The organism is Bradyrhizobium sp. 153, assembly GCF_023073835.1.
Taxonomy (GTDB): Bacteria; Pseudomonadota; Alphaproteobacteria; order Rhizobiales; family Xanthobacteraceae; genus Bradyrhizobium.
This window is the reverse complement of sequence record NZ_JADPKH010000053.1, coordinates 1-20275: the sequence shown is the minus strand read 5'-3', so window position 1 is coordinate 20275 and position 20275 is coordinate 1. Positions and strand designations below refer to the sequence as shown.

General features: G+C 64.6%; 18 protein-coding genes and 1 pseudogene. 13 read left to right on the top strand and 6 right to left on the bottom strand.

Features of this window, described 5'->3' with window-relative positions; genetic code table 11:
* Positions 1-18 precede the first annotated feature (18 nt).
* A complete protein-coding gene (locus IVA91_RS12835; RefSeq protein ID WP_247279309.1) occupies positions 19-813 on the bottom strand; it encodes an enoyl-CoA hydratase/isomerase family protein in 795 nt (264 codons plus the stop codon).
* Between the two features lie 228 nt (positions 814-1041).
* Between IVA91_RS12835 and IVA91_RS12830 the strand changes: the two genes are divergently transcribed.
* Positions 1042-2262, top strand: coding sequence for an FAD-dependent oxidoreductase (locus IVA91_RS12830; RefSeq protein ID WP_247279310.1), 1221 nt, complete (start codon positions 1042-1044; stop codon positions 2260-2262).
* On the opposite strand, the gene rbsK is transcribed toward IVA91_RS12830, so the two are convergent.
* A complete protein-coding gene (gene rbsK / locus IVA91_RS12825) occupies positions 2263-3180 on the bottom strand; it encodes a ribokinase (RefSeq protein WP_247279311.1) in 918 nt (305 codons plus the stop codon).
* A gap of 17 nt (positions 3181-3197) precedes the next feature.
* The gene (locus IVA91_RS12820; RefSeq protein ID WP_247279312.1) at positions 3198-4091 is read right to left on the bottom strand and encodes a sugar kinase; all 894 of its coding nucleotides are present in this window, start codon (positions 4089-4091) and stop codon (positions 3198-3200) included.
* A 221-nt stretch (positions 4092-4312) separates the two neighbouring features.
* Here IVA91_RS12820 and IVA91_RS12815 point away from each other — a divergent pair, with 221 nt between their 5' ends.
* From IVA91_RS12815 to IVA91_RS12775, 9 genes are all read left to right on the top strand, one after another.
* Positions 4313-5161: a VOC family protein gene (locus IVA91_RS12815; protein WP_247279313.1), complete on the top strand. Its 849-nt coding sequence runs from the start codon at positions 4313-4315 to the stop codon at positions 5159-5161.
* Positions 5162-5347: 186 nt separating this feature from the next.
* A complete protein-coding gene (locus IVA91_RS12810) occupies positions 5348-6055 on the top strand; it encodes a TetR/AcrR family transcriptional regulator (RefSeq protein WP_247279314.1) in 708 nt (235 codons plus the stop codon).
* A 244-nt stretch (positions 6056-6299) separates the two neighbouring features.
* The gene (locus IVA91_RS12805; RefSeq protein WP_247279315.1) at positions 6300-7109 is read left to right on the top strand and encodes an ABC transporter permease; all 810 of its coding nucleotides are present in this window, start codon (positions 6300-6302) and stop codon (positions 7107-7109) included.
* A 74-nt stretch (positions 7110-7183) separates the two neighbouring features.
* Complete coding sequence (locus tag IVA91_RS12800) at positions 7184-8176, top strand: ABC transporter substrate-binding protein (RefSeq protein WP_247279316.1); 993 nt, start codon at positions 7184-7186, stop codon at positions 8174-8176.
* Between the two features lie 142 nt (positions 8177-8318).
* Positions 8319-9164, top strand: a complete 846-nt coding sequence (locus IVA91_RS12795; protein ID WP_247279317.1) for an ABC transporter ATP-binding protein — start codon at positions 8319-8321, stop codon at positions 9162-9164.
* A 216-nt stretch (positions 9165-9380) separates the two neighbouring features.
* Positions 9381-10778 carry a hypothetical protein gene (locus IVA91_RS12790; RefSeq protein WP_247279318.1) on the top strand — a complete coding sequence of 466 codons (1398 nt, stop codon included), beginning with the start codon at positions 9381-9383 and terminating at the stop codon, positions 10776-10778.
* Positions 10775-11926 carry a Gfo/Idh/MocA family oxidoreductase gene (locus IVA91_RS12785; RefSeq protein WP_247279319.1) on the top strand — a complete coding sequence of 384 codons (1152 nt, stop codon included), beginning with the start codon at positions 10775-10777 and terminating at the stop codon, positions 11924-11926. The genes IVA91_RS12790 and IVA91_RS12785 overlap by 4 nt, the downstream gene beginning before the upstream one ends.
* 125 nt (positions 11927-12051) lie before the next feature.
* Complete coding sequence (locus IVA91_RS12780) at positions 12052-13257, top strand: dihydrodipicolinate synthase family protein (protein WP_247279320.1); 1206 nt, start codon at positions 12052-12054, stop codon at positions 13255-13257.
* Complete coding sequence (locus tag IVA91_RS12775) at positions 13257-14120, top strand: sugar phosphate isomerase/epimerase family protein (protein WP_247279321.1); 864 nt, start codon at positions 13257-13259, stop codon at positions 14118-14120. Before IVA91_RS12780 ends, IVA91_RS12775 begins: the two co-directional genes overlap by 1 nt.
* A gap of 18 nt (positions 14121-14138) precedes the next feature.
* Here IVA91_RS12775 and IVA91_RS12770 read toward each other — a convergent pair whose 3' ends face one another.
* The 3 genes and pseudogenes from IVA91_RS12770 to IVA91_RS12760 all read right to left on the bottom strand — a co-directional run bounded on the left by IVA91_RS12770 (position 14139) and on the right by IVA91_RS12760 (position 18753).
* The gene (locus tag IVA91_RS12770) at positions 14139-15587 is read right to left on the bottom strand and encodes a Spy/CpxP family protein refolding chaperone (protein ID WP_247279322.1); all 1449 of its coding nucleotides are present in this window, start codon (positions 15585-15587) and stop codon (positions 14139-14141) included.
* A gap of 523 nt (positions 15588-16110) precedes the next feature.
* Complete coding sequence (rocD, locus tag IVA91_RS12765; protein ID WP_247458814.1) at positions 16111-17325, bottom strand: ornithine--oxo-acid transaminase; 1215 nt, start codon at positions 17323-17325, stop codon at positions 16111-16113.
* Positions 17326-17519: 194 nt separating this feature from the next.
* Positions 17520-18753, bottom strand: a pseudogene (locus tag IVA91_RS12760) (cytochrome P450).
* Between the two features lie 106 nt (positions 18754-18859).
* On the opposite strand from IVA91_RS12760, the gene IVA91_RS12755 reads away from it, so the two are divergent.
* From IVA91_RS12755 to IVA91_RS12745, 3 genes are all read left to right on the top strand, one after another.
* Entirely contained in the window at positions 18860-19414 is a 555-nt protein-coding gene (locus tag IVA91_RS12755; RefSeq protein ID WP_247279325.1) for a phosphonopyruvate decarboxylase, read from the top strand.
* Positions 19411-20001: a thiamine pyrophosphate-dependent enzyme gene (locus tag IVA91_RS12750; protein ID WP_247279326.1), complete on the top strand. Its 591-nt coding sequence runs from the start codon at positions 19411-19413 to the stop codon at positions 19999-20001. The genes IVA91_RS12755 and IVA91_RS12750 overlap by 4 nt, the downstream gene beginning before the upstream one ends.
* 126 nt (positions 20002-20127) lie before the next feature.
* Positions 20128-20275 (top strand): TetR family transcriptional regulator (locus IVA91_RS12745; RefSeq protein ID WP_247458828.1); only part of this gene is annotated, 148 nt, incomplete at its 3' end.

Sequence of the window (20275 nt, the reverse complement as noted above, 5' to 3'; positions counted from 1 at the left end):
GGACCAGCCCCACGGCAGCTACTTGCCCTTGCTGGTGAACTTCTTCACGGCGGCGCGGAACTCCTCCGTGTTCATCGCCATGATGATCTTGTGCTCCTCGGCATCCAACTGCTGCTTCACCGGCGTGGTCGCGGCCTGGTAGACGAGCGATTTGGTGCCGGTGATCGCCGCCGGCGGGTTTTGCGCGAGACGCTCGGCGAGTTTTTGCGTGGCTGCTTTCAGATCAGCGGCGGGAACGATCTTGGCAACCAGGCCCCACTCGTAAGCCTGCTGCGCGGTAAAATTATCCTCGGACAGGAAGATTTGTAGCGCGCGGCGGGAGCCGACCGTGCCGACGATGCCGACCGTGGAGCCGCCGTCCGGCGACACGCCGATCTTGGCATAGGCCGGCGTGAACTTGGCGTCGTCGGCGGCAATACAGAGATCGGTGACGAAGGCGAGCCCCATGCCGGCGCCGGCGGCAGAGCCGTGGACGCTGGACAGCGAGATCTTGGGCATGCGGCGGATGATCTCGATGAAGGCGTGATAGTGCTTCAAGAGCTCGCCGACCACGGGCGCCACCGTGCCTGCTTCGGCGGCTGCCCCGATCGTCTGAAGATCGCCGCCGGCCGAGAAGGCGCGGCCTTCGCCTTCGAGGACAACGACCTTGATGTCGTCCGCGCCTTCGATATAGGCCGCGAGCTGCTCGAGCTTCTGCGCGATCGCCAGGTTGATGGAGTTGAACGCGGCAGGGCGGTTGAGCGTGATGGTCGCGATCGGGCCTTCGATCCGCAGCAGGGCGGGATCATCGGGCTGGGAGATAGGAGCTGGCATCTGAGAATCCCCGGCAAAAGGTTCGTTGCTGCAACTAAATCGCAGAAGGCGAGGGGTGACAATCCCCGCCCGCCGCTCTTGCGCTGGGCGGAACGATAGGCTCAAATGGGCCCGCCTTCGCCAAGGAACGGACACGAGCGCCGGCTCCTCGTCAGGCCAGCAAACCAAAATCAGCGAGAGAGGAGACGACATGGGTCACGCTCGTGTCTTGCGGAAGTGGGCTGTCCAATGACGGATGGTCCGGTGATCATCGTCGGGGCCGGCCATGGCGGCTATCAGGTCGCGGCATCCCTGCGCCAGGCGGGCTTTTCGCAGCGCATCTGCCTGATCAATGACGAGGCGCATCTGCCCTATCAGCGGCCGCCGCTGTCAAAAGCCTACATCAAGGGCTCGGCCGGGCCGGAGAGCCTGATGTTCCGGCCGGAGAAGTTTTACCAGGACCAGAAGATCGAGCTGATCGCCGGCCGCGCCGTCTCGATCGACCGCGCCGACCGCAAGCTGCATCTGGCCTCGGGCGAGACGCTGCCTTACGGTCACCTCGTGCTGGCCACGGGCGCGCGCAACCGCCTGCTCGACCTGCCCAACGCCAATCTGCCCGACGTGAAATACTTGCGCATCCTCGACGACAGCGAGGCACTGCGCCAGGTCATCCCGTCGAAGGCACGCGTCGTGGTCATCGGCGCCGGCTTCATCGGCCTCGAATTCGCGTCCACCGCGCGGATCAAGGGCCTCGAGGTCGACGTGCTCGAGCTCGCCCCGCGCGTGATGGCGCGCGCGGTGACGGCGGAGGTCTCCGAATATTTTCAGGCGCGGCATCGCGGGGCCGGCATCCGCATCCATCTCGGCGTACAGGCCACTTCCATCGAAGCCGAAGGCGGCAAGGTCACCGGCGTCTCCTTGAGCGACGGACGGCATCTGCCCGCCGATCTCGTCGTGGTCGGCGTCGGCGTGCTGCCGAACATCGAGCTCGCGGCTGAAGCGGGCCTTCCCGTTGCCGCCGGCATCGTCGTCGACGAATATCTTGCGACGGCTGATCCCGATATTTCGGCGATCGGCGACTGCGCGCTGTTCGCAAGCCCGCGCTTCGGCGGTTCGCTGCGGCTGGAATCGGTGCAGAACGCCACCGATCACGCCCGCTGCCTCGCGGCGCGGCTGACCGGCGACAGCAAGCCCTATGACAGCCATCCCTGGTTCTGGAGCGACCAGGGCGAGGACAAGCTCCAGATCGCCGGCCTCACCACCGGTTACGATCGCGTCGTGCTGCGCGGCAACCCCGCGAGCAAGGCGTTTTCGGCGTTCTGCTACAAGGGCGAGACGCTGCTGGGCATCGAGTCGATCAACCGCGCCGGCGACCACATGTTCGGGCGCCGATTGCAGGCCATGGACCGCTCGATCACACCGGAGCAGGCTGCGGACGAGAGTTTTGACCTGAAGAGCGCACTGGCGTGATCAGCTTGCGTCGATCACGGCAGCCACTTCCTTTGCCGTCGGCATCGACGGCCCCGCGCCCATCCGCTGCACGCTGATCGAAGCGGCCGCGTTGGCAAACGTGAGCGCGTCGCGCAGTGTCGCGCCGTCAGCCAGTTGCGCCGCGAGCGCGCCGACGAAGCAATCGCCGGCGCCGGTAGTGTCGACCGCCTTCACCGTGCGCCCCTGCACCGAAATTTCCTCGCGCCCCGCCAGCGCGAGCACGCCGCGCTTGCCGAGCGTGACGCAGATGGTCTGGTCCCGCCGCGCCTGAAGTTGTCGCGCGACGTCGATGATCCGCGCGGCCTCGTTGCCGTCGGAGAGCTCGGTCCCGGCGAGCAAGCCGAGCTCGGTCTCGTTCAGCACGAGGATATCGACCAGCGCGAGCAGCTCGCCGGGCATGGTTTGCGCCGGTGCCGGGTTGAGCAGCGTCGTGGCTCCGGCGGCGCGTGCCCGCTGGAAGAACGCGGCAATCGCCGGCAGCGGAATTTCGAACTGGCTGACCGCAACGTCGCCCTCCAGCAGCGGCACGACGCTGACGTCATCAGCGTCGACCAATGCATTGGCGCCGGGGATGACGACGATGGTATTGTCAGCCTCCGCCACCGTGATGATGGCCGTACCGGTGTGCGCGTCAGCCGTCTGCTGCACGTAGCCGAGATCGATGCCCTGACTGCGAAGGAAAGCCTTCAGCTCGGTCCCAAACGAATCCTTTCCCAGCCGCCCGATCAGCGTGGTCCTGGCGCCAAGCCGCGACGCGGCGACCGCCTGGTTCGCGCCCTTGCCACCCGGAAAATACAGCACCTGCTTGCCAGCAACGGTCTCGCCGACGCGTGGATGGCGGTCGGCTGTTGCCACCACATCCATGTTGATGCTGCCCGCGACGAAGACGCGACCCATGACACACCCTTCGAACGCTAGACCCTGACCTCGAATTCGTGCCTGACCTTGGCGATGTCGACGAGCGTCGGCAGGCCGGCCTCGTTGCCGAGGCGCTGGATCTTGAAGGTGGAGGCGGCGCGGGCGAAATCAAAATGCTCGCGCCAGCTTTTGCCGGGATGGGCGAGGTAGGAATAGACATAGGCGCCGTGGAAGACGTCGCCGGCGCCATTGGTGTCGATCACGCGCTCGCGCGGGATCGGCATCGCCGGCATCACCTGCACCGTCCCGGTCTCGTCGTACCAGAAGAGGCCCTTCTCGCCCATGGTGACGCCGCCGATCTTGCAGCCGCGGCTCTTGAGGTAATCGAGCATCTTCTCCGGCGTCAGGTCCATCTGCTCGCACAGCCGCTCGGCGACGATGGCGACGTCGATGAACTCCAAGAGCTCATGCGTGTTGGTGCGCAGGCCGCCGCCGTCGAGCGAGGTCAGGATGCCGGCCTCGCGGCAGACTTTTGCGTAGTGGATCGCGGCATCCGGCTGATGGCCGTCGACATGCAGCGCGCGGCAGCCGCCGAGATTGAGCATCGGAAACGGATGGATGTGCTCGTCGTCGCGGCAGCGGACGATGGCACGCTTGCCGTCCTTGGGCATGATGAAGGAGAGCGAGGACTGGTTCACCTTCCGCCCGTGCAGCGAGATTGCGTATTTCGCGCACATGTCCTGGAACATGCGCCCCAGCCAGTCATTGGCGACGGTTGCGATGAGATCGGGCACGATGCCGAGCTTGGCGCAGCAGAACGCCGCCGTCACCGCGTTGCCGCCGAACGAAACCGCGTAGTCCGAAGCTACGTGCTTCTCGTCGCCGGTCGGCATGTGGTCGGTGATGAAGACGACGTCGATATAGGTCTGTCCGATGAAGAGAGCCTGCATTGCTTGTCCGTGATGCGCTTGTGGTCCCGGCCGGCGCGTTTACTCTAGCACCGGTTCCGCTCCGGAGGGACGCTGAAATTATTCGCAAATCTGCCGCCCGGAGCGCTTGAGGTCAGCATGGTGCCGGAATACGACCATGACAGGCCAATGCCAAGCCCGGACAAACGCCGTCTTTCGGCCCAGGGGTTCCAGGTCAATTAAGAGTCGATAAAGGGGGGAAGATGATCATCGGGCTCGATCACGTCGTCGTCCTGGTCAGGGATATCGGTGCGGCCAAAGCGGCCTATCAGACGCTGCTCGCCCGCGCGCCGGCCTGGCAGAACTCCGGCGAGGGCGCCGACCGGGTCCTGTTCACATTGGACAACATGACGATCGAATTGATGGCGCCGAGCGGCTTCAGTGTCGCCGCCGACCGCATGCGCGCGCTGCTCGACGATCAGGAGGGCGTGCTCGCCAGCCTGTGCTTTCGCGTCGCAGACATGAGCAAGACGCACCGCCGGCTGGAGCGCGTGGCCCTGAGACCGGATCCGGTCGCGGAGGTCGAAAGCAGCGATGCCGCATCCGATGCCGTGCTGCACTGGAAGCGCACGCGTGCCGCCACGGAGCTCACGCGCGGCGTGCGCATTTTCTTCCTCGAGCTCGCCGACGAGCGCCCCAAGTCCGTTGCGACCGACATCGCGCCGATCGAGGCGCTTGATCACGTCGTGATCACCACGGAAGATTCCGAGCGCGCCGCCGCTCTCTATGGCGCGCGGCTCGGGCTCGATCTGGCGCTCGACCGCTCCCACCAGGATTGGGGCCAGCTGATGTTCTTCCGCTGCGGCGATCTCATCGTCGAGGTGGTGCGCCGCCCGGTGGCAGGCGGCGATGCCGCGCACGACCTGCTCTGGGGCCTGAGCTGGCGGGTGGCCGACATCGACGCCACCCGCGCCCGCCTGATCGCTGCCGGTCTCGAGGTCTCCGAGGTCCGCAACGGCCGCAAGCCGGGCACGCGGGTGATGACGGTGCGGAACGGCACCTGCGGCATCCAGACCGTGCTGCTGGAGCGTTCGCCGAAGCCGGTGGATTGAGGGAGTCTTTCCTCCGTCATTGCGAGCCAACGGGTCCGCGCGAAGCGCGGCCCGATGACAGGCTCCGCGAAGGAATCCAGAAGCCCTCCGCGGCGGCAGTCTGGATTGCTTCGTCGCAAGGGCGCCTCGCAATGACGACTTCCTCGTGGTACACGCTGATCTGAGACCACCCAGCGAGCAACCGGTTTGGCGAAGGCAAAGCGAACTCTGAAATGGCAGCGCGATCCCGAGGGGATGCGGCTGCGTATTCTCGAGGCCGCCAAGCAGGAGTTTGCGGCCCACGGGCTCGCCGGCGCGCGCGTCGACCGCATCGCCGCCAAGGCCGGCGCCAACAAGCGTATGCTCTACTACCATGTCGGCAACAAGGACGAGCTCTATCTCGCCGTGCTTGAAGGTGCCTATGACAAGATCCGCAGCGAGGAGCGCGGGCTCGATCTCGAGCATCTCGACCCGCCCGAGGCGATCCGGCGGCTGATCGAATTCACCTGGAATTACTTCCTGCGCAATCCCGAATTCCTGTCGCTGCTCCAGACGGAGAATCTCGCGCGCGCAAAGCACCTGAAGCGCTCGACCAAGGTCAAGTCGATGCACTCGCCCTTCGTCGAGATGATCCGCACCGTGGTGCGCCGCGGCGTCGACAGCGGCGACTTCCAGGTCGCGGTCGATCCGGTGCAGCTCTACATCTCGATCGCGGGACTCTGCTTCTTCTATCTCTCGAATTCGGCGACGCTCAGCGTGATCTTCGGCCGCGATCTGCTGGACAAGAAGGCCAAGGACGAACGGCTGGCGCACATGGTGGGCCTCGTGCTGGCTGCGCTGACGGGTCAGTCCCTGGCGCTGTTCGAGATCGCGAAAGCGCCGAAATCGCGCAGCGTGGTGGTTCAGACAGCGTAGCTGCGCGTCCCCGCGCCCTGGCGGATTTGGCATTCGCCGTTCCTCAATCTCCGCTGTCATTCCCCGCTTTCGCGGGGAATGACACCGAGATTTTTCGCGGCAGTCCCGCTACGCGGCCCTTCACACGACATCCTTCACGTTCAGCGACTGGAACCCGCCCAAAAGGTCACAGGGAAAGCTCTGGACAGTATTTATCCAACGGGTTAATTTCTCCGCCAACGACAAAGATTGTCGGGAGTGAGACGTGGCTGAGTTGAAGCCGCAGAGTGCGGTGTCCAAGATGCTGAATGCGGCCTGGGTTCGGCCGTTTTTGTTCCTGGTCTTCATCGTCGTGGCTTGGGATCTGGCGATCCGGCTGTTCAAAATTCCCCCCTACCAGATCCCGTCGCCTGCCGACGTCGTGGCGGTGCTGCGCACCGAATGGCCGGAACTGCTGCGCCAGTCTTGGCCGACCACCTATGCGACCGTGTGCGGCTTCGTGCTGTCGGCGCTGTTCGGCATTCCCGTCGCAATGCTGATTGCCGGCTCCAAGACGGTGGAGAGCTACGTCTATCCGCTGCTGGTGTTCTCGCAATCCGTGCCGAAGATCGCGATCGCGCCGCTGTTCGTGGTCTGGTTCGGCTTCGGCATCATCCCGAAGGTGATCTCGGCGTTCCTGCTGGGCTTCTTCCCCGTCGTGGTCTCGGCCGTGCAGGGCTTTAAATCGGTCGATCCTGATATGGTCGATCTCGCCCGCGCCATGCAGGGCAGCCGCTTCCAAGTGTTCCGCGCGGTGAACCTGCCGCATGCGCTGCCCGCGATCTTCTCCGGTCTCAAAGTCTCGGTGACGCTCGCCGTGGTCGGCGCGGTCGTCGGCGAGTTTGTCGGCTCCAATTCCGGCATCGGCTACGTCATGCAGCGCTCGATCGGCACCTTCGACCTGCCGACGATGTTCGCTGCCCTCGTGATCCTGGCACTACTCGGCGTGGTCCTGTTCTGGATCGTGGACCGGATCGAGAAGCTGGTCATCCCCTGGCATGTCAGCCAGCGTGAGGACGTGATTTTCGCCTCTTAAGCAATTCTCGGCTCTGAAGTGAAGCAACGAACGGCCGCCAACGGCCGACGCAATAACGACAAGGGAGAGTAACGATGAAGCGGTGGATAGGGGTCGTCTCGGCAGCGCTGATGGTGTTTGCGGCGATGCCGGCACAGGCGGCCGATAAGGTCGTGCTGATGCTGAACTGGTACGTCTATGGCGAGCACGCGCCGTTCTATTACGGCAAGGCCAAGGGCATCTATGCGGCCGAAGGCATCGACCTCGAGATCCAGGAAGGCCGCGGCTCGGCTGCGACCACGCAGGCCGTCGCGGCGAAGACCGCCGATTTCGGCTATGTCGACGTTCCCACCATGATGCGGGCCGCAATCAAGGGTGCGCCGGTGGTTGCGACCGGCGTGCTGCTCCAGACCAGCCCGATGTCCGCCATGGGCTTCGTCGACAAGAACATCAAGAAGCCCGAAGACATCAAGGGCAAGACGGTGGCGATCACGCCGGCCGATTCCATGACCCAGATCTGGCCGCTGTTCCTGAAGAAGACCGGCCTGAAGGAGAGCGACTTCAAAACCGTTGCCGGCGACGGCCAGACCAAGCTCAACGCCGTCATCAACGGTCAGGCGGATCTCTTGCTCGGCTACGTCATGGACCAGTCGATGAAGATCAAGGACGCCACCGGGAAGGACGTCTATCCGATCAAGTTCGCCGACTACGGCATCAACATGGTTTCGTCAGGCATCATCGCCAACACCGACTATGTGAAGGCCAATGCCGATCTGGTTCGCCGCTTCATGTCGGCGACGACGAAAGCGGTCGAGGCCGCCGAGAAGGAGCCGAACGCCGCGGCGCAATCGATTCTCGATGCTAATCCCAAGGGCGGCAAGATCGATACGCTGACACAGGGCTTCGAACTGACCATCCCGCTCTACCGGACCGCGGACACCAAGAGCAAGCGGCCGTTCCAGGTCACCGACCAGAACATGACCGAGACCGTCAATCTTCTCGTCGAATATGGCGGCCTCGATGCCAAGGCCAAGGAGAACCCGAAGGCGTTCTACACCAACGACTATTTGCCGAAGAGCGGATCGTGAAGATAACAACACCGTCATTCCGGGATGGTCCGAAGGACCAGACCTCAGGTGCGCAATTGCGCACCGGGGAATCTCGAGATTCCGGGTTCGGCCTTCGGCCGCCCCGGAATGACGGCTCACATTGTCGAGTGGACTTGACGAGATGACCCCAGCAACGAAGGTGGTAGGTGACATCCAGCCGGCCGCGCATCTGCGTCTGGTGTTAGGCCGTGCCGGCGATGCGTCGGGCATCAAACTGTCCGGCGTGTCCAAGACCTACCGGACGCGCGACGGCGATGTGCCGTCGCTGCGGCCGCTCGATTTCAACATCAATGATGGCGAGTTCTTCGTCGTGGTCGGCCCAAGCGGCTGCGGCAAGTCCACGCTGCTCAAGCTGATCTCGGGATTGCTGCCGCCGACTACGGGCGAGATCCTGGTCGAGGGCGAGAGGGTGACGACGCCGCACGGCAATGTCGGCATCGTCTTCCAGAACGCGTTGCTCCTGCCCTGGCGCAACATCCTCAACAACGTCATGCTGCCGATCGACATGAAGCGGCTGGCGCGGGACAAATATCTCGCCCGCGCCAAGGATCTGTTGAAGCTGGTCGGGCTCGAAGGCTTCGAGAAGAAGCTGCCATGGCAGCTCTCCGGCGGCATGCAGCAGCGCGCCTCGATCTGCCGAGCGCTGGTGCACGATCCCAAGATCATGCTGATGGACGAGCCGTTCGGCGCGCTCGATGCGCTGACGCGCGAACGCATGAACGTCGAATTGATGCGGATCCAGCGCGAGACCAGGAAGACGGTGCTGCTGATCACGCATTCGATTCCGGAAGCCGTCTTCCTCGCCGATCGCGTACTGGTCATGACCGAGCGCCCCGGTGCGATCGCCGCGATCTATGATGTGCCGCTGCCGCGTCCGCGCTCGCTCGACGTGATGGCCGATCCCGTGTTCACCGAGCTCGTGCAACGCATCCGCAAGCATTTCTTCTCCCAAGGTGCATTGGACTGAAGCCATGGGATATCTCGGTCGCGACCACCAAGCCGGTGCGCTCCCTCCCCCGCCTGCGGGGGAGGGCTGGGGAGAGGGTGTCTTGGCTGGCAAGAATCCCCAAGAGGATAGAACCCTCACCCGGCGCTTCGCGCCGACCTCTCCCGCAAGCGGGAGAGGCGCGTCGCCCGCGGCCATACCGCTCGCACCAAGTTCAACTCGTTTTGTCATTAGACCATGTCACCCCGTCTGAAGCTGCGAGATATCGCATTCTTCGAACGTCCCGTGCATTTCGCGCGGCCGTTCCGCTTTGGCGCGATTGCCATCAGCGCGACGCCGCAGCTGTTCGTGCGGGTCGAGATCGAGGTCGAGGGCAAGGGAAGCGCGGTCGGCGCCAGCGCCGAGCTGCTGGTGCCGAAATGGTTCGACAAACGGCCGGAGCTGTCGCCGGCGCAGACGGTCGATGGTTTGCGACGCTCGCTGGAGATTGCGCGCGGACTTTATCTGGCGCGGACTGGATATTTGACGGCGTTCGATCTGCATGCCTCGTGCATCGGCGCCCAGGTCGCGACCTGCGCGAAGAAGAACATTCCGGCGCTTGCCGCGGTCTATGGTCCAGCGGAAATCGACAAGGCGATCCTCGATGCCCTGCTCCGCGCCGCCGAGACCAGCTTCTTCGATGGGATGGCCGCTAATATCGCGGGCATCGATGCGCGGCTGTCGCCTGACCTGAGCGAAAGGGACATCAGAACGTTTCTCTCGAGCCGGAAGCGGCTGGAGCGTGTTGCCATCAGGCATACCGTCGGCCTTGATGATGCCGTTGAAGGTGAGGGCGGAGTTGCCGACTCACGCGAGAACGCCGGTGCTCGCTATTTCAAGCTCAAGCTGTCGGGCGATCCCGCCGCCGACGCGGCGCGGCTGGCGCGGATCGGCAAGGAGCTCGATACGCTCGGACATGATTACAAGGCGTCGCTCGACGCCAACGAGCAATACGCCGATCTCGCCGCGTTGCAGGCGCTGGTGGATCGCCTCGATCATGATCCCGCGTTGCGGCCGATCGCCGCGCGCCTGCTCTATGTCGAGCAGCCGATGCCGCGCGACATCACGAGGCAATCGCCACTGGGCTCGCTCGGCGCGCGCGGTTTCATCATCGACGAAGCCGACGATAGCTACGATGCGTTCCCCACAGCGCGGGCCCTTGGCTATCGCGGTATCTCCTCGAAATCGTGCAAGGGTCTCTACAAGGCCATCGTCAACGCCACGCGCGCGGCGAAATGGAGCGCGGAAGGCGAGGCGTTCTTCGTCACCGCCGAGGATTTGACCTGCCAAGCCGGCCTTGCCGTGCAGCAGGACCTTGCGCTCGGTGCCCTGATCGGCGTCACTCATGCCGAACGCAACGGCCATCACTATGTCGACGGCTTTGGCGATACGCCCGCCGCTGAAGCTGCGGCCTTCGCGGCGTTGCATCCCGATCTCTATGCCGATGCCGGGCAGGGCATCCGTCTCTCCATTCACGACGGCGATCTCCTGACGGGATCGCTTCATGCTGCGGGCTTCGCCACCTCGGTCCATCCGGACTGGTCGGCGCTTCGCCCGCTCGAACAGCCAAAATCACTTCAGGAGCAATTGGCATGACCACTCAACGCCTCGGCCTCATCATGAACGGCGTCACCGGCCGCATGGGGCTCAACCAGCATCTGATCCGCTCGATCGTCGCGATCCGCGACCAGGGCGGCGTCCGCTTGAAGAACGGCGACCGCGTGATGCCCGACCCGATCCTGGTCGGCCGCAGCGCCGACAAGGTCGAGGCCCTAGCCAAGCGCTACAACATCACGCGCTGGACCACTGACCTCGACGCCGCGCTCGCCGACAAGAACGACACCATGTTCTTCGACGCCGCGACCACGCAGGCCCGGCCGGGCCTTCTGACCCAGGCCATCAATGCCGGCAAGCATGTCTATTGCGAGAAGCCGATTGCGACGAATTTCGAGGCGGCCGTCGAGGTCGTGAAACTCGCTAACGCAAAGGGCGTCAAGCACGGCACGGTGCAGGACAAGCTGTTCCTGCCCGGCCTGAAGAAGATCGCCTTCCTGCGCGACTCCGGCTTCTTCGGCCGCATCCTCTCGGTGCGCGGCGAGTTCGGCTATTGGGTGTTTGAAGGCGGTTGGCAGGAGGCGCAGCGGCCGTCCTGGAATTACCGCGACGAGGACGGCGGCGGCATCATCTTGGACATGGTCTGCCACTGGCGCTACGTGCTCGATAATCTCTTTGGCGAGGTCGAGAGCGTGAGCTGCATCGGCAACACCGACATTCCCGAGCGCTACGACGAGCAGGGCAAGAAATACAAGGCGACTGCGGACGACTCGGCTTACGCGACGTTCCAGCTCAAGGGCGGCGTCATCGCCCACATCAATATGTCCTGGGTGACGCGGGTCTACCGCGACGACCTCGTCACTTTCCAGGTCGACGGCACGCTCGGCTCCGCGGTCGCAGGGCTCACCGATTGCGTGATCCAGGCCCGGCAGGCGACGCCCCGTCCGGTGTGGAATCCCGATGAGAAGCGGCTGCACGATTTCTACGGCGACTGGCAGAAGATGCCCGACAACGTCTCCTACGATAACGGCTTCAAGGAGCAGTGGGAGATGTTCATCCGCCACGTCTACGAGGATGCGCCATACAAGTTCACGCTGCTCGAAGGCGCCAAGGGCGTGCAGCTCGCCGAGTGCGCGTTGAAGAGCTGGAAGGAGCGGCGCTGGATCGACGTCGCCCCGATCACGGCCTGAAGTCGAGTCCTAGTGTCAGTTGAGCCGTCATTGCGAGGAGCGAAGCGAAGCAATCCAGACTTTCTTTGCGGAGACGTTCTGGATTGCTTCGCTTCGCTCGCGATGACGGAGAGAGGTCAAAAATCATGAACAAGCCCGTCCAGCCCAAGCCTGCGCCTTCAATGTCGTCATTGTCGCTCAAGCTGCCGAAGGCCGATCGTTCGATCGAGACCTACCGGCTCGCGGCCTCGCGCACGTTTCCCGCAAAGCTCGAGGGCCCGCTGAGCCGCATCGCCTTCTCGGCCGTGCACACGGTCGCCGACCCCTTCGCCGACAACGATCCCTGGCTTTCGGTCGCTGTCGACTGGGACAGGACCATCGCCTTCCGCGAGCACGTCTGGGACCTCGGTCTCGGCGTTGCCGAGGCGATGGACACCGCGCAGCGCGGCATGGGGCTGGACTGGCCGACCTCGCTGGAGCTGATCACACGGTCGGTCGCTGCCGCCAAGCGTCGCAACGCACTGGTGTTCTCCGGCGCGGGCACCGACCATCTCGCGGTCGAGGATGCCAAGACCATCGACGACGTGATCCGCGCCTATGAGGAGCAGATCTCGGCGGTCGAGAAGGTCGGCGGCCGCATCATCCTGATGGCGTCGCGGGCGCTTTCCAAGCTCGGCCGCAATGCCGATGATTACGCCAAGGTCTATGATCGCGTGCTCTCGCAGGTCCGAGAGCCCGTGATCATCCACTGGCTGGGCGATATGTTCGATCCGGCGTTGACGGGCTATTGGGGTACCAAGGATCTCGACAACGCAATGGATATTGCGGTCGCCATCATCAACGCCAACGCTGCCAAAGTCGACGGCGTCAAGGTCTCGCTGCTCGACAAGCAGCGTGAAATCGATATGCGCCGACGCCTCGACAAGCGCATCAAGATGTACACTGGCGATGATTTCAACTATGCGGAGCTGATCGCCGGGGACAGCGAAGGCTTTTCGCATGCGCTGCTTGGCATCTTCGACGCCATCGCGCCGGCAGCATCCTACGCGCTGTCGCGGCTGGCGGCCGGCGATGAAGCCGGCTTCCACGACGTGCTGGGACCGACCGTTCCCTTGTCGCGCCACATCTTCAAAGCGCCGACGCGCTTCTACAAGACCGGGGTGGTGTTCATGGCTTATCTCAACGGCCACCAGGACCACTTCACCATGGTGGGTGGCCAGGAGAGCGCGCGCTCGATGCTGCATCTGGCCGAGCTGTTTCGCCTTGCTGACCAAGCGGGCCTGCTCGCCAATCCGGAACTCGCGACACAGCGGATGAAGACTGTGCTGGCCTCGCACGGACTTGAATCCTGATGCGCGATTTCTCGTCCGACCATCGCTGGCTGTCGCTGAACACGGCGACGGTCCGCAAGCAGGGTGACCTCATCGAGATCATCGATGCCTGTGCGAAGCAGGGCATCCGCGCCATCGATCCCTGGCGCGACCAGGTTGCTTCTGTCGGGCTCGACCGCGCGGTACGCGCCGTGCGCGACGCCGGCCTCGATCTCTCAGGTTATTGCCGCGGCGGCATGTTCACCTCGGATTGTTCGCGCCGGGGCGAAGTGCGCGACGACAACCGGCGCTGTGTGGATGAGGCGAAGGCGCTCGGCGCGCCCTGCATCGTACTCGTGGTCGGCGGCCTGCCGCAATATTCGCGGCCGGGCAGCAAGGCCTCGAAGGACATCGCCGCAGCGCGCGGGCAGGTCGAGGAAGCGCTGGCCGAGATGCTCGATTACGCCAAGCAGGCAGGCCTGCCGTTGGCGATCGAGCCGTTGCACCCGGCCTATGCAGCCGACCGCGCCTGCGTGAACACCACAAAACAGGCGCTCGACATCTGCGACCGGCTCGACCCCGGCCGCAGCGGCATGCTCGGCGTTGCGCTCGACGTCTATCACATCTGGTGGGATCCGGAGCTGATGGGCCAGATCGCGCGCGCCGGCCAAGATCGCCTGCTCGCCTTCCACGTCTGCGATTGGATGGTGCCGACCAAGGACATCCTCAACGACCGCGGCATGATGGGCGACGGCGTCATCGACATCAAATCCGTGCGTCAAGCGGTCGAAGCGCAGGGTTTTGCCGGCTATTCGGAGATCGAAATCTTCTCCAATGACTGGTGGGCCAAACCGATGGACGAGGTGCTGCGCACCTGCATCGCGCGGCACAAGACGGTGGTGTAGGTCACGCGCGCGCTGCCCTTACTGTCCTGCAACCTGTTGCAGCGTATTGAAGCGCGCCTTCTGCTCGCTGCTCAGCGTCGCGTAGAACTCGTCCAGTGCGGGTTGCACCAGCTTGGCGGCGGCGAGCATGGCTTGGAGACGATCCGCCATGGCTTCCAGGCGTCCGACTGGTGTCAACGGCACACTGTCCGGGCAGACGGCTTGCAGTGCTGCGACTGCCTGCTTCGTCGCATCGTCCAAGCGCTCGAGCGCATCCTTCTGCTTGCCTGCCGGACGGACAACGGCGTCGATGCGTTCGATCGGCAACTGGGTCAGGCCGGACTTCGGATCGCCGCAACCCTCGGCACTGGCTTCCTGCTGCTGTGACGAGCGGTCGCCGACAGGGGGCCCAAGCGCGTTGAAGCGCGCTTGCTGTTCGTCGCTGAGCGAGTTGTAGAATTTCTCCAGTGCCGGTCGCACGATCTTGACCGCTTCCAGTGTCGCGCTGATGCGATTCATCATCGCGCGCAGGCGGCCAGGCGGCGTCAATGCATAAGTCTCCGCGCAGGAATCCTTGAACACGGCGGCCGCGTTGGCCGCCGCGGTCTTCAACTCGTCGAGCAGCGCGCGTTGCTCCGGCGTCGGCTGCACTGCTTTCGCGATATCGGCAAGCGGCCAAGCCGTCACGCCCTTGTCTGGTGTGCCGCACAATTGCTGTAGCGTCTGCGGGCTCACGCTGGCGCGCGGGCGCGCCCGGCGGCCGCCGCCGGCTTGCGGATAGTCATACGGGTTGGTGCTGGCATAGGCGGAATAGGGGCCGTCACCGCCCCAGAACACGGTGTCGACGAAATCGTCATACGCGTACGCCCAATAGCCGGGCTCATAAGCATAGGACCAGAACGTGTAGTTGAAAATGTCGGAATAGGCGTATGGCCAGAACACCGGCCCAAGCCACGCCACGAAAGCCGCGGGATGGCGGTGACGCCAGGCCTGCCGGGGAGCCCAGCCGCTCTGGCGGGTGAGGAGGGCCGCTTGGGTCTGCGGATTGGCCTGCTCACGGAAGCGCGCGGCAAACCGCCCGCGCTCAGCAGCCTGCGCGGTGGTCGTGGTGGTCGGGGTGCGCGCGGCCGGGGCCTGGAGGCCAAGCCGCTGCTGGCGCGCCAGGTCGCTCTGCTGCGCGCGCTGCTCACGATCAAGCAAGCGGTTCTGCGCCTGGAGCGTCCTTTGCTGCAGGCGTTGCGCCCGCACGCTTTCCGGCTTTTGCGATTGCAACTGCTGCACACGCTGCTGGAGTCGTTCGATACGGGTCTGACGCTCCGTCGTCTGGCGGGACAGCATCTCGCGCTGCCGCTGCTGCACCATCTGCTCACGCTGCTGGACTTGCTGCTGGCGCTGTTGCGCGCGCTGTTCAATCTGATCCCGCCGCGACAGCCGCTCGCTCGCGGCCGGCGGTCCGCTGGGGCGCGATGGGGCCGCGATGTGCGGCATTGGCCGAGGCGCCATGGCCGGACGTTGCGGTGCTGCCGGCGCCCGATGGAATTCAGGCCGCGGTGTCACCACGTGCGGGGCTGCCCGCGGCGGTGCAGCGAAATGTGGGGACGGGCGCGGTGGCGGTGAGGCAATACGCGGCGCCGGATGTGGCGCCATGGCTGGTCGCTGCGGCATGGCCGGCCGCTGCATGGCCGGGGGATGATGGAAAGCCGGCGCTGCGGGGCGTGCCATGGCTGGCGGCGCCGCCGGATGGGCCATGGCCGGTGGTGCTGCTGGCCGAGCCGCCGGTGCTGCGGCCGGACCGGGTGGTCCGCCCCTTCCGTGTCCGAGTCCTTGGGCGAAAGCGCCGGCGCTCGTCGCCAGCACCGAGACACCAACTAAAAAAGCCGTAAGGCAAACGCAACGCGGAAGCATGGTTCTAGCTCCCAGCTCGTCATCGCCCACGAACTTCAACGCACAGATGGCGGGATCGTTCGTTCTTGACCGCGGCCGGCATTGCGATCTTCCGACGCAGGCAGCCTCAAGAGAAATCCTGGGTCAGGGTGGTGGCGAGCCGCTCCAGCGCCCAGTCGACCTGGTCGCTGGTGATCACCAGCGGCGGGGCGATGCGGATCGTGTATTCATGAGTATCCTTGGCGAGGATGCCCTTGCCCTGGAGCGCCTCACAATAACGGCGTGCTCCCCCGGCCTCTGGATGCAGCTCGACCGCCAGCATCAAGCCGCGTCCGCGCACCTCGCGGATCGTGTTGGCACGGATGCCCTTCAAGCCTTCGAGAAAGCGCGCGCCCTGCCTGGCCGCGTTCTCGATCATGCCTTCCTCGACCAGCACGCGCATCGCCGCGCGCGCCACCGCGCAGGCAAGCGGATTGCCGCCAAAGGTCGAACCATGCTGTCCGGGTCTCAGCGTCCCGAGCACGTCGTTATTCGAGAGCACGGCCGACACGGGGTAGAAGCCACCGGACAGGGCCTTGCCGAGCAGCGTCACGTCCGCCTCGATTCCCTCGTGCTGTTCGGCGAGCAGCTTGCCGGTACGGCCGAGCCCGGTCTGGATCTCGTCGAGCACCAGCATCACGTTGTTGGCCGTGCAGAGCTGACGCACCTTCGTGAAATAGCCGGCTGGAGGAATGACGACACCGGCTTCGCCCTGGATCGGCTCGACCAGAAAGGCGACGGTGTTCGGCGTGATTGCGTCTTCCAGCGCCGCGGCATCCCCGAACGGGATGATCCTGAAGCCAGGCGCGAACGGACCGAAGTGTGTGCGTGTCTCGGGATCGGTGGAAAAGCTGACGATGCCCAGCGTGCGTCCATGGAAATTGTTGGCGCAAACGATGATCTCGGCCTGGCCGTCCGGCACGCCCTTCACCTCGTAGCCCCATTTGCGGACCGACTTGATCGCGCTTTCGACCGCCTCGGCGCCGCTGTTCATCGGCAGCACCTTGTGGGAGCCGGTGAGCGCCGCGATTTCCTCGTAGAATAAGGCGAGCTGGTCGTTGTGAAAGGCGCGCGAGGTCAGCGTCAGCCTGTGCGCCTGTTCGACCAGTGCTGCCAGAATTTTGGGGTGGCAGTGGCCCTGGCTGACCGCCGAATAGGCCGAGAGGCAATCGAGATAACGGTTGCCTTCGGTATCCCACACCGAGACACCTTCGCCGCGGGACAGGACGACCCCGATCGGCTCGTAATTGTGGGCTCCAAAGCGTGCTTCTGTTGCGATGAAATCAAGGACCGACGAGCTCATCTGTCGTCACTCCATTGCCGCGCACGGGGGCGTCAACCGACTGCACCGCCGGCGGCCCTCAACTTGATCTAGGTATCAGCTTGCCGCCTCGGAAGCCTTCATGCGTCCGATGGTTGGCCCCTCCCGATTGCCAGAAATATCAGAGGGTTCCCTACTGTGCATGGGGTTGTTTTCGTCATTTTTGTTTGGAGGCTTCATCCGATCGCGCAGGGCACGCTCAAAAAGCCGCGAAACCGGACCCGCCCGCCCCGCACCGGCTGCCCGGTCACGGCATAGTTCGGGAAGCGCGCCAGGAAGCGCGAGATCGCGATCGCGCCTTCCAGCCGCGCCAGGGCCATGCCCGCGCATTGATGCGCGCCCGTGGCGAAGGCGAGGTGCCGGTTCGGCGTGCGCGCGATGTCGAAGCGTTCGGGCTCCGGAAACTGTGCGGGGTCGCGGTTGGCCGCGCCAATGCACAGCGTCACCGAGGTGCCGGCGTCGAGCATGACGCCGCCGAGCTCGACCTTCTCCGTGGTCATCCGATTGCCGAGCTGGTTGGAGCTCTCGTAGCGCAGCATCTCCTCGACGGCGGTCTTGATCATGTCGGGGTTGGCGATCAAGCGCTGCTTCTGGTCCAGATTGCGGTGCAGCGCGACGAGGCCGTTGCCGATCAGGTTGGTGGTGGTCTCGTGGCCGGCATTGAGCAGGAAGATGCAATTGTGCAGCAGCTCCTTCTCGGTCAGCCGCTCGCCGTTCTCCTCGCCGTTCCCTTCTCCTTGGATCAGGCGCGTCAGCACGTCGCGCTCGGGATTGCCGGGCTTTCGGCGCCGGCGCGCGACCAGCGTCTCGAGGTAGGCGAGGAAGTCCTGCACCGCTCTGTTGCCGCGCGCGGCCGCTTCGGGCGACACCACCGGTTCGAGCGCACCCAGGATCGCCAGCGACCAGTCGCGCAGCGGCGCGCGTTCCTCGTGGGGCACGTCGAGCAGATTGCCGATCACTTCGATCGGAATGGAGGCGGCAAAGTCCTCGATCAGCTCGCAAGCCCCCTTGGCGGCGATGGCGTCGAGCAGGCCGTCGACCAGCTTGATGAGGTCGCCCTCCATGCCGGCGATGGCGCGAGGCGACAGTGCGCCCATGATCAGGCGGCGCACGCGGGTATGGGAGGGCGGATCGTTGAAGACGAGGCTCGTGGTGTGATGCTCGTAGAGCAGGCTGTCGCCGTATTTCGGCGCGAACTCGCGCTTCTTGTCCGAGCTGAACGATTTGGTGTTCTTGTAGGTGGTGACGAGATCGTCATAGCGGGTCAGGAACACGGTGCCGTTCGGTAGGCGTTTGACCGGTTCGTTCTCCCGCAGTGCACGGTAGGTCGGATAGGGGGTCGTCGTAGAACTCAGGCGTCAGCTTCTCGAGATCGAAGCTTGCCGCCAGCTCCTTCGCATCTGCGTTCATTCCGTTATACTCGCCGGTTAAAGCCGATATGCCGTTTTTGTTGTTCTGGCCGACGCGCGCATGCGTCTACAGTCGCGCCGTCTTTGCTAGCTGACCGGACAGGAAAATGCACGCGCGCGCTGACGCTCCCGACACGGCCCCGGAAGCAAGTGTTCTTTGGCCCGACGATATTTTCGCGACATTGCAGCGCTTCGACGTCCGGCAGGTGCCGTACGTGCCCGATGCCGGTCACTCGAAGCTGATCCAGCGCGTGCTGGCTTCCTCCACGATGCGCGGCATTCCGCTGACAACGGAGGAGGAGGGCGTGGCACTTCTCGCCGGCGCCTGGGCGGGCGGACAGCGCGGCGTGTTGCTGATGCAGTCGAGCGGTGTCGGCAATTGCATCAACATGCTGTCGCTGATCCCGATCCTGCGCTTTCCGTTCCTCACGCTCGTGACCATGCGGGGCGAGTGGGGCGAGTTCAATCCGTGGCAGGTGCCGATGGGGTCGACCACGCAGGGGGTGTTCGAGCTTTCCGGCGTCAAGGTGCTGCGCGCCTCGAACCCGGCCGAGGTGCCGGCCGTGCTGGAGGCGGCCGCAGCGCAGGCCTATAACGCACTCACTCCCACCGCCGTCCTTCTGTCGCAGCGCCTGATCGGTGCCAAGGTTTTCACCAAATGAGCAAGGCCAATCTCCTCGACCGCCGCCAAGTGGTGTCCACGCTGCTCGCGGAGCGCAAGGATGTGATCGCGATTGGCGGCTTGGGTGCCTCCACCAACGACATGTGCGCGGCCGGCGACCACGCGCGCAACTTCTATCTCTGGGGTGGCATGGGCGGAGCTGCGATGATCGGGCTCGGGCTCGCGCTGGCGCAGCCAAAGCTGCCGGTGCTGGTCATCACCGGTGATGGCGAGATGCTGATGGGCATGGGCAGTTTGGCCACCATCGGGCTGCAGAAGCCGGCCAATCTCTCCATCGTCGTGCTCGACAACGAGGCCTATGGCGAGACCGGCGGCCAGACCAGCCACACCTTCGCGGCTGCCGACCTCGTCGGCATCGCCCGGGCCTGCGGCATCGAGGACAGCCGGGCCGTCACGACCATGGCCGAGGTCGAGGCCTTCGCCAAAGCCGTCCACGACGTTTCCGCGGGGCCACGCTTTGCCAATGTGAAGATCGACAGCGCCAGCGTTGAGCGGATCTTGCCGACCCGGGACGGGACCTACATCGTCAACCGGCTCCGCGGCGACCTGGGCTTCCGGCCGATTTAGGGCCGGCCTTGCCGATGTCGTCGTCCTGCTCGTGCGCCGTGTGCGCGAGCCAGTTTCGACCCAATCTAGAGGTTGCGATGCAGCATAGTGCTTGACTTTTGCGTGGGTGAGTGCTTACTCACTAGCATGAGCTCATTGCGTATGACGAGCGACCTGAGGCGTCAATTGATCCTCGGTGCCGCGAAACGTTGCTTTGCCCGACACGGCTATAACGGCACCACGACCAAGAGCGTGGCGGCCGCCGCTGCTATTTCCGAGGCGCTGCTGTTCAAGC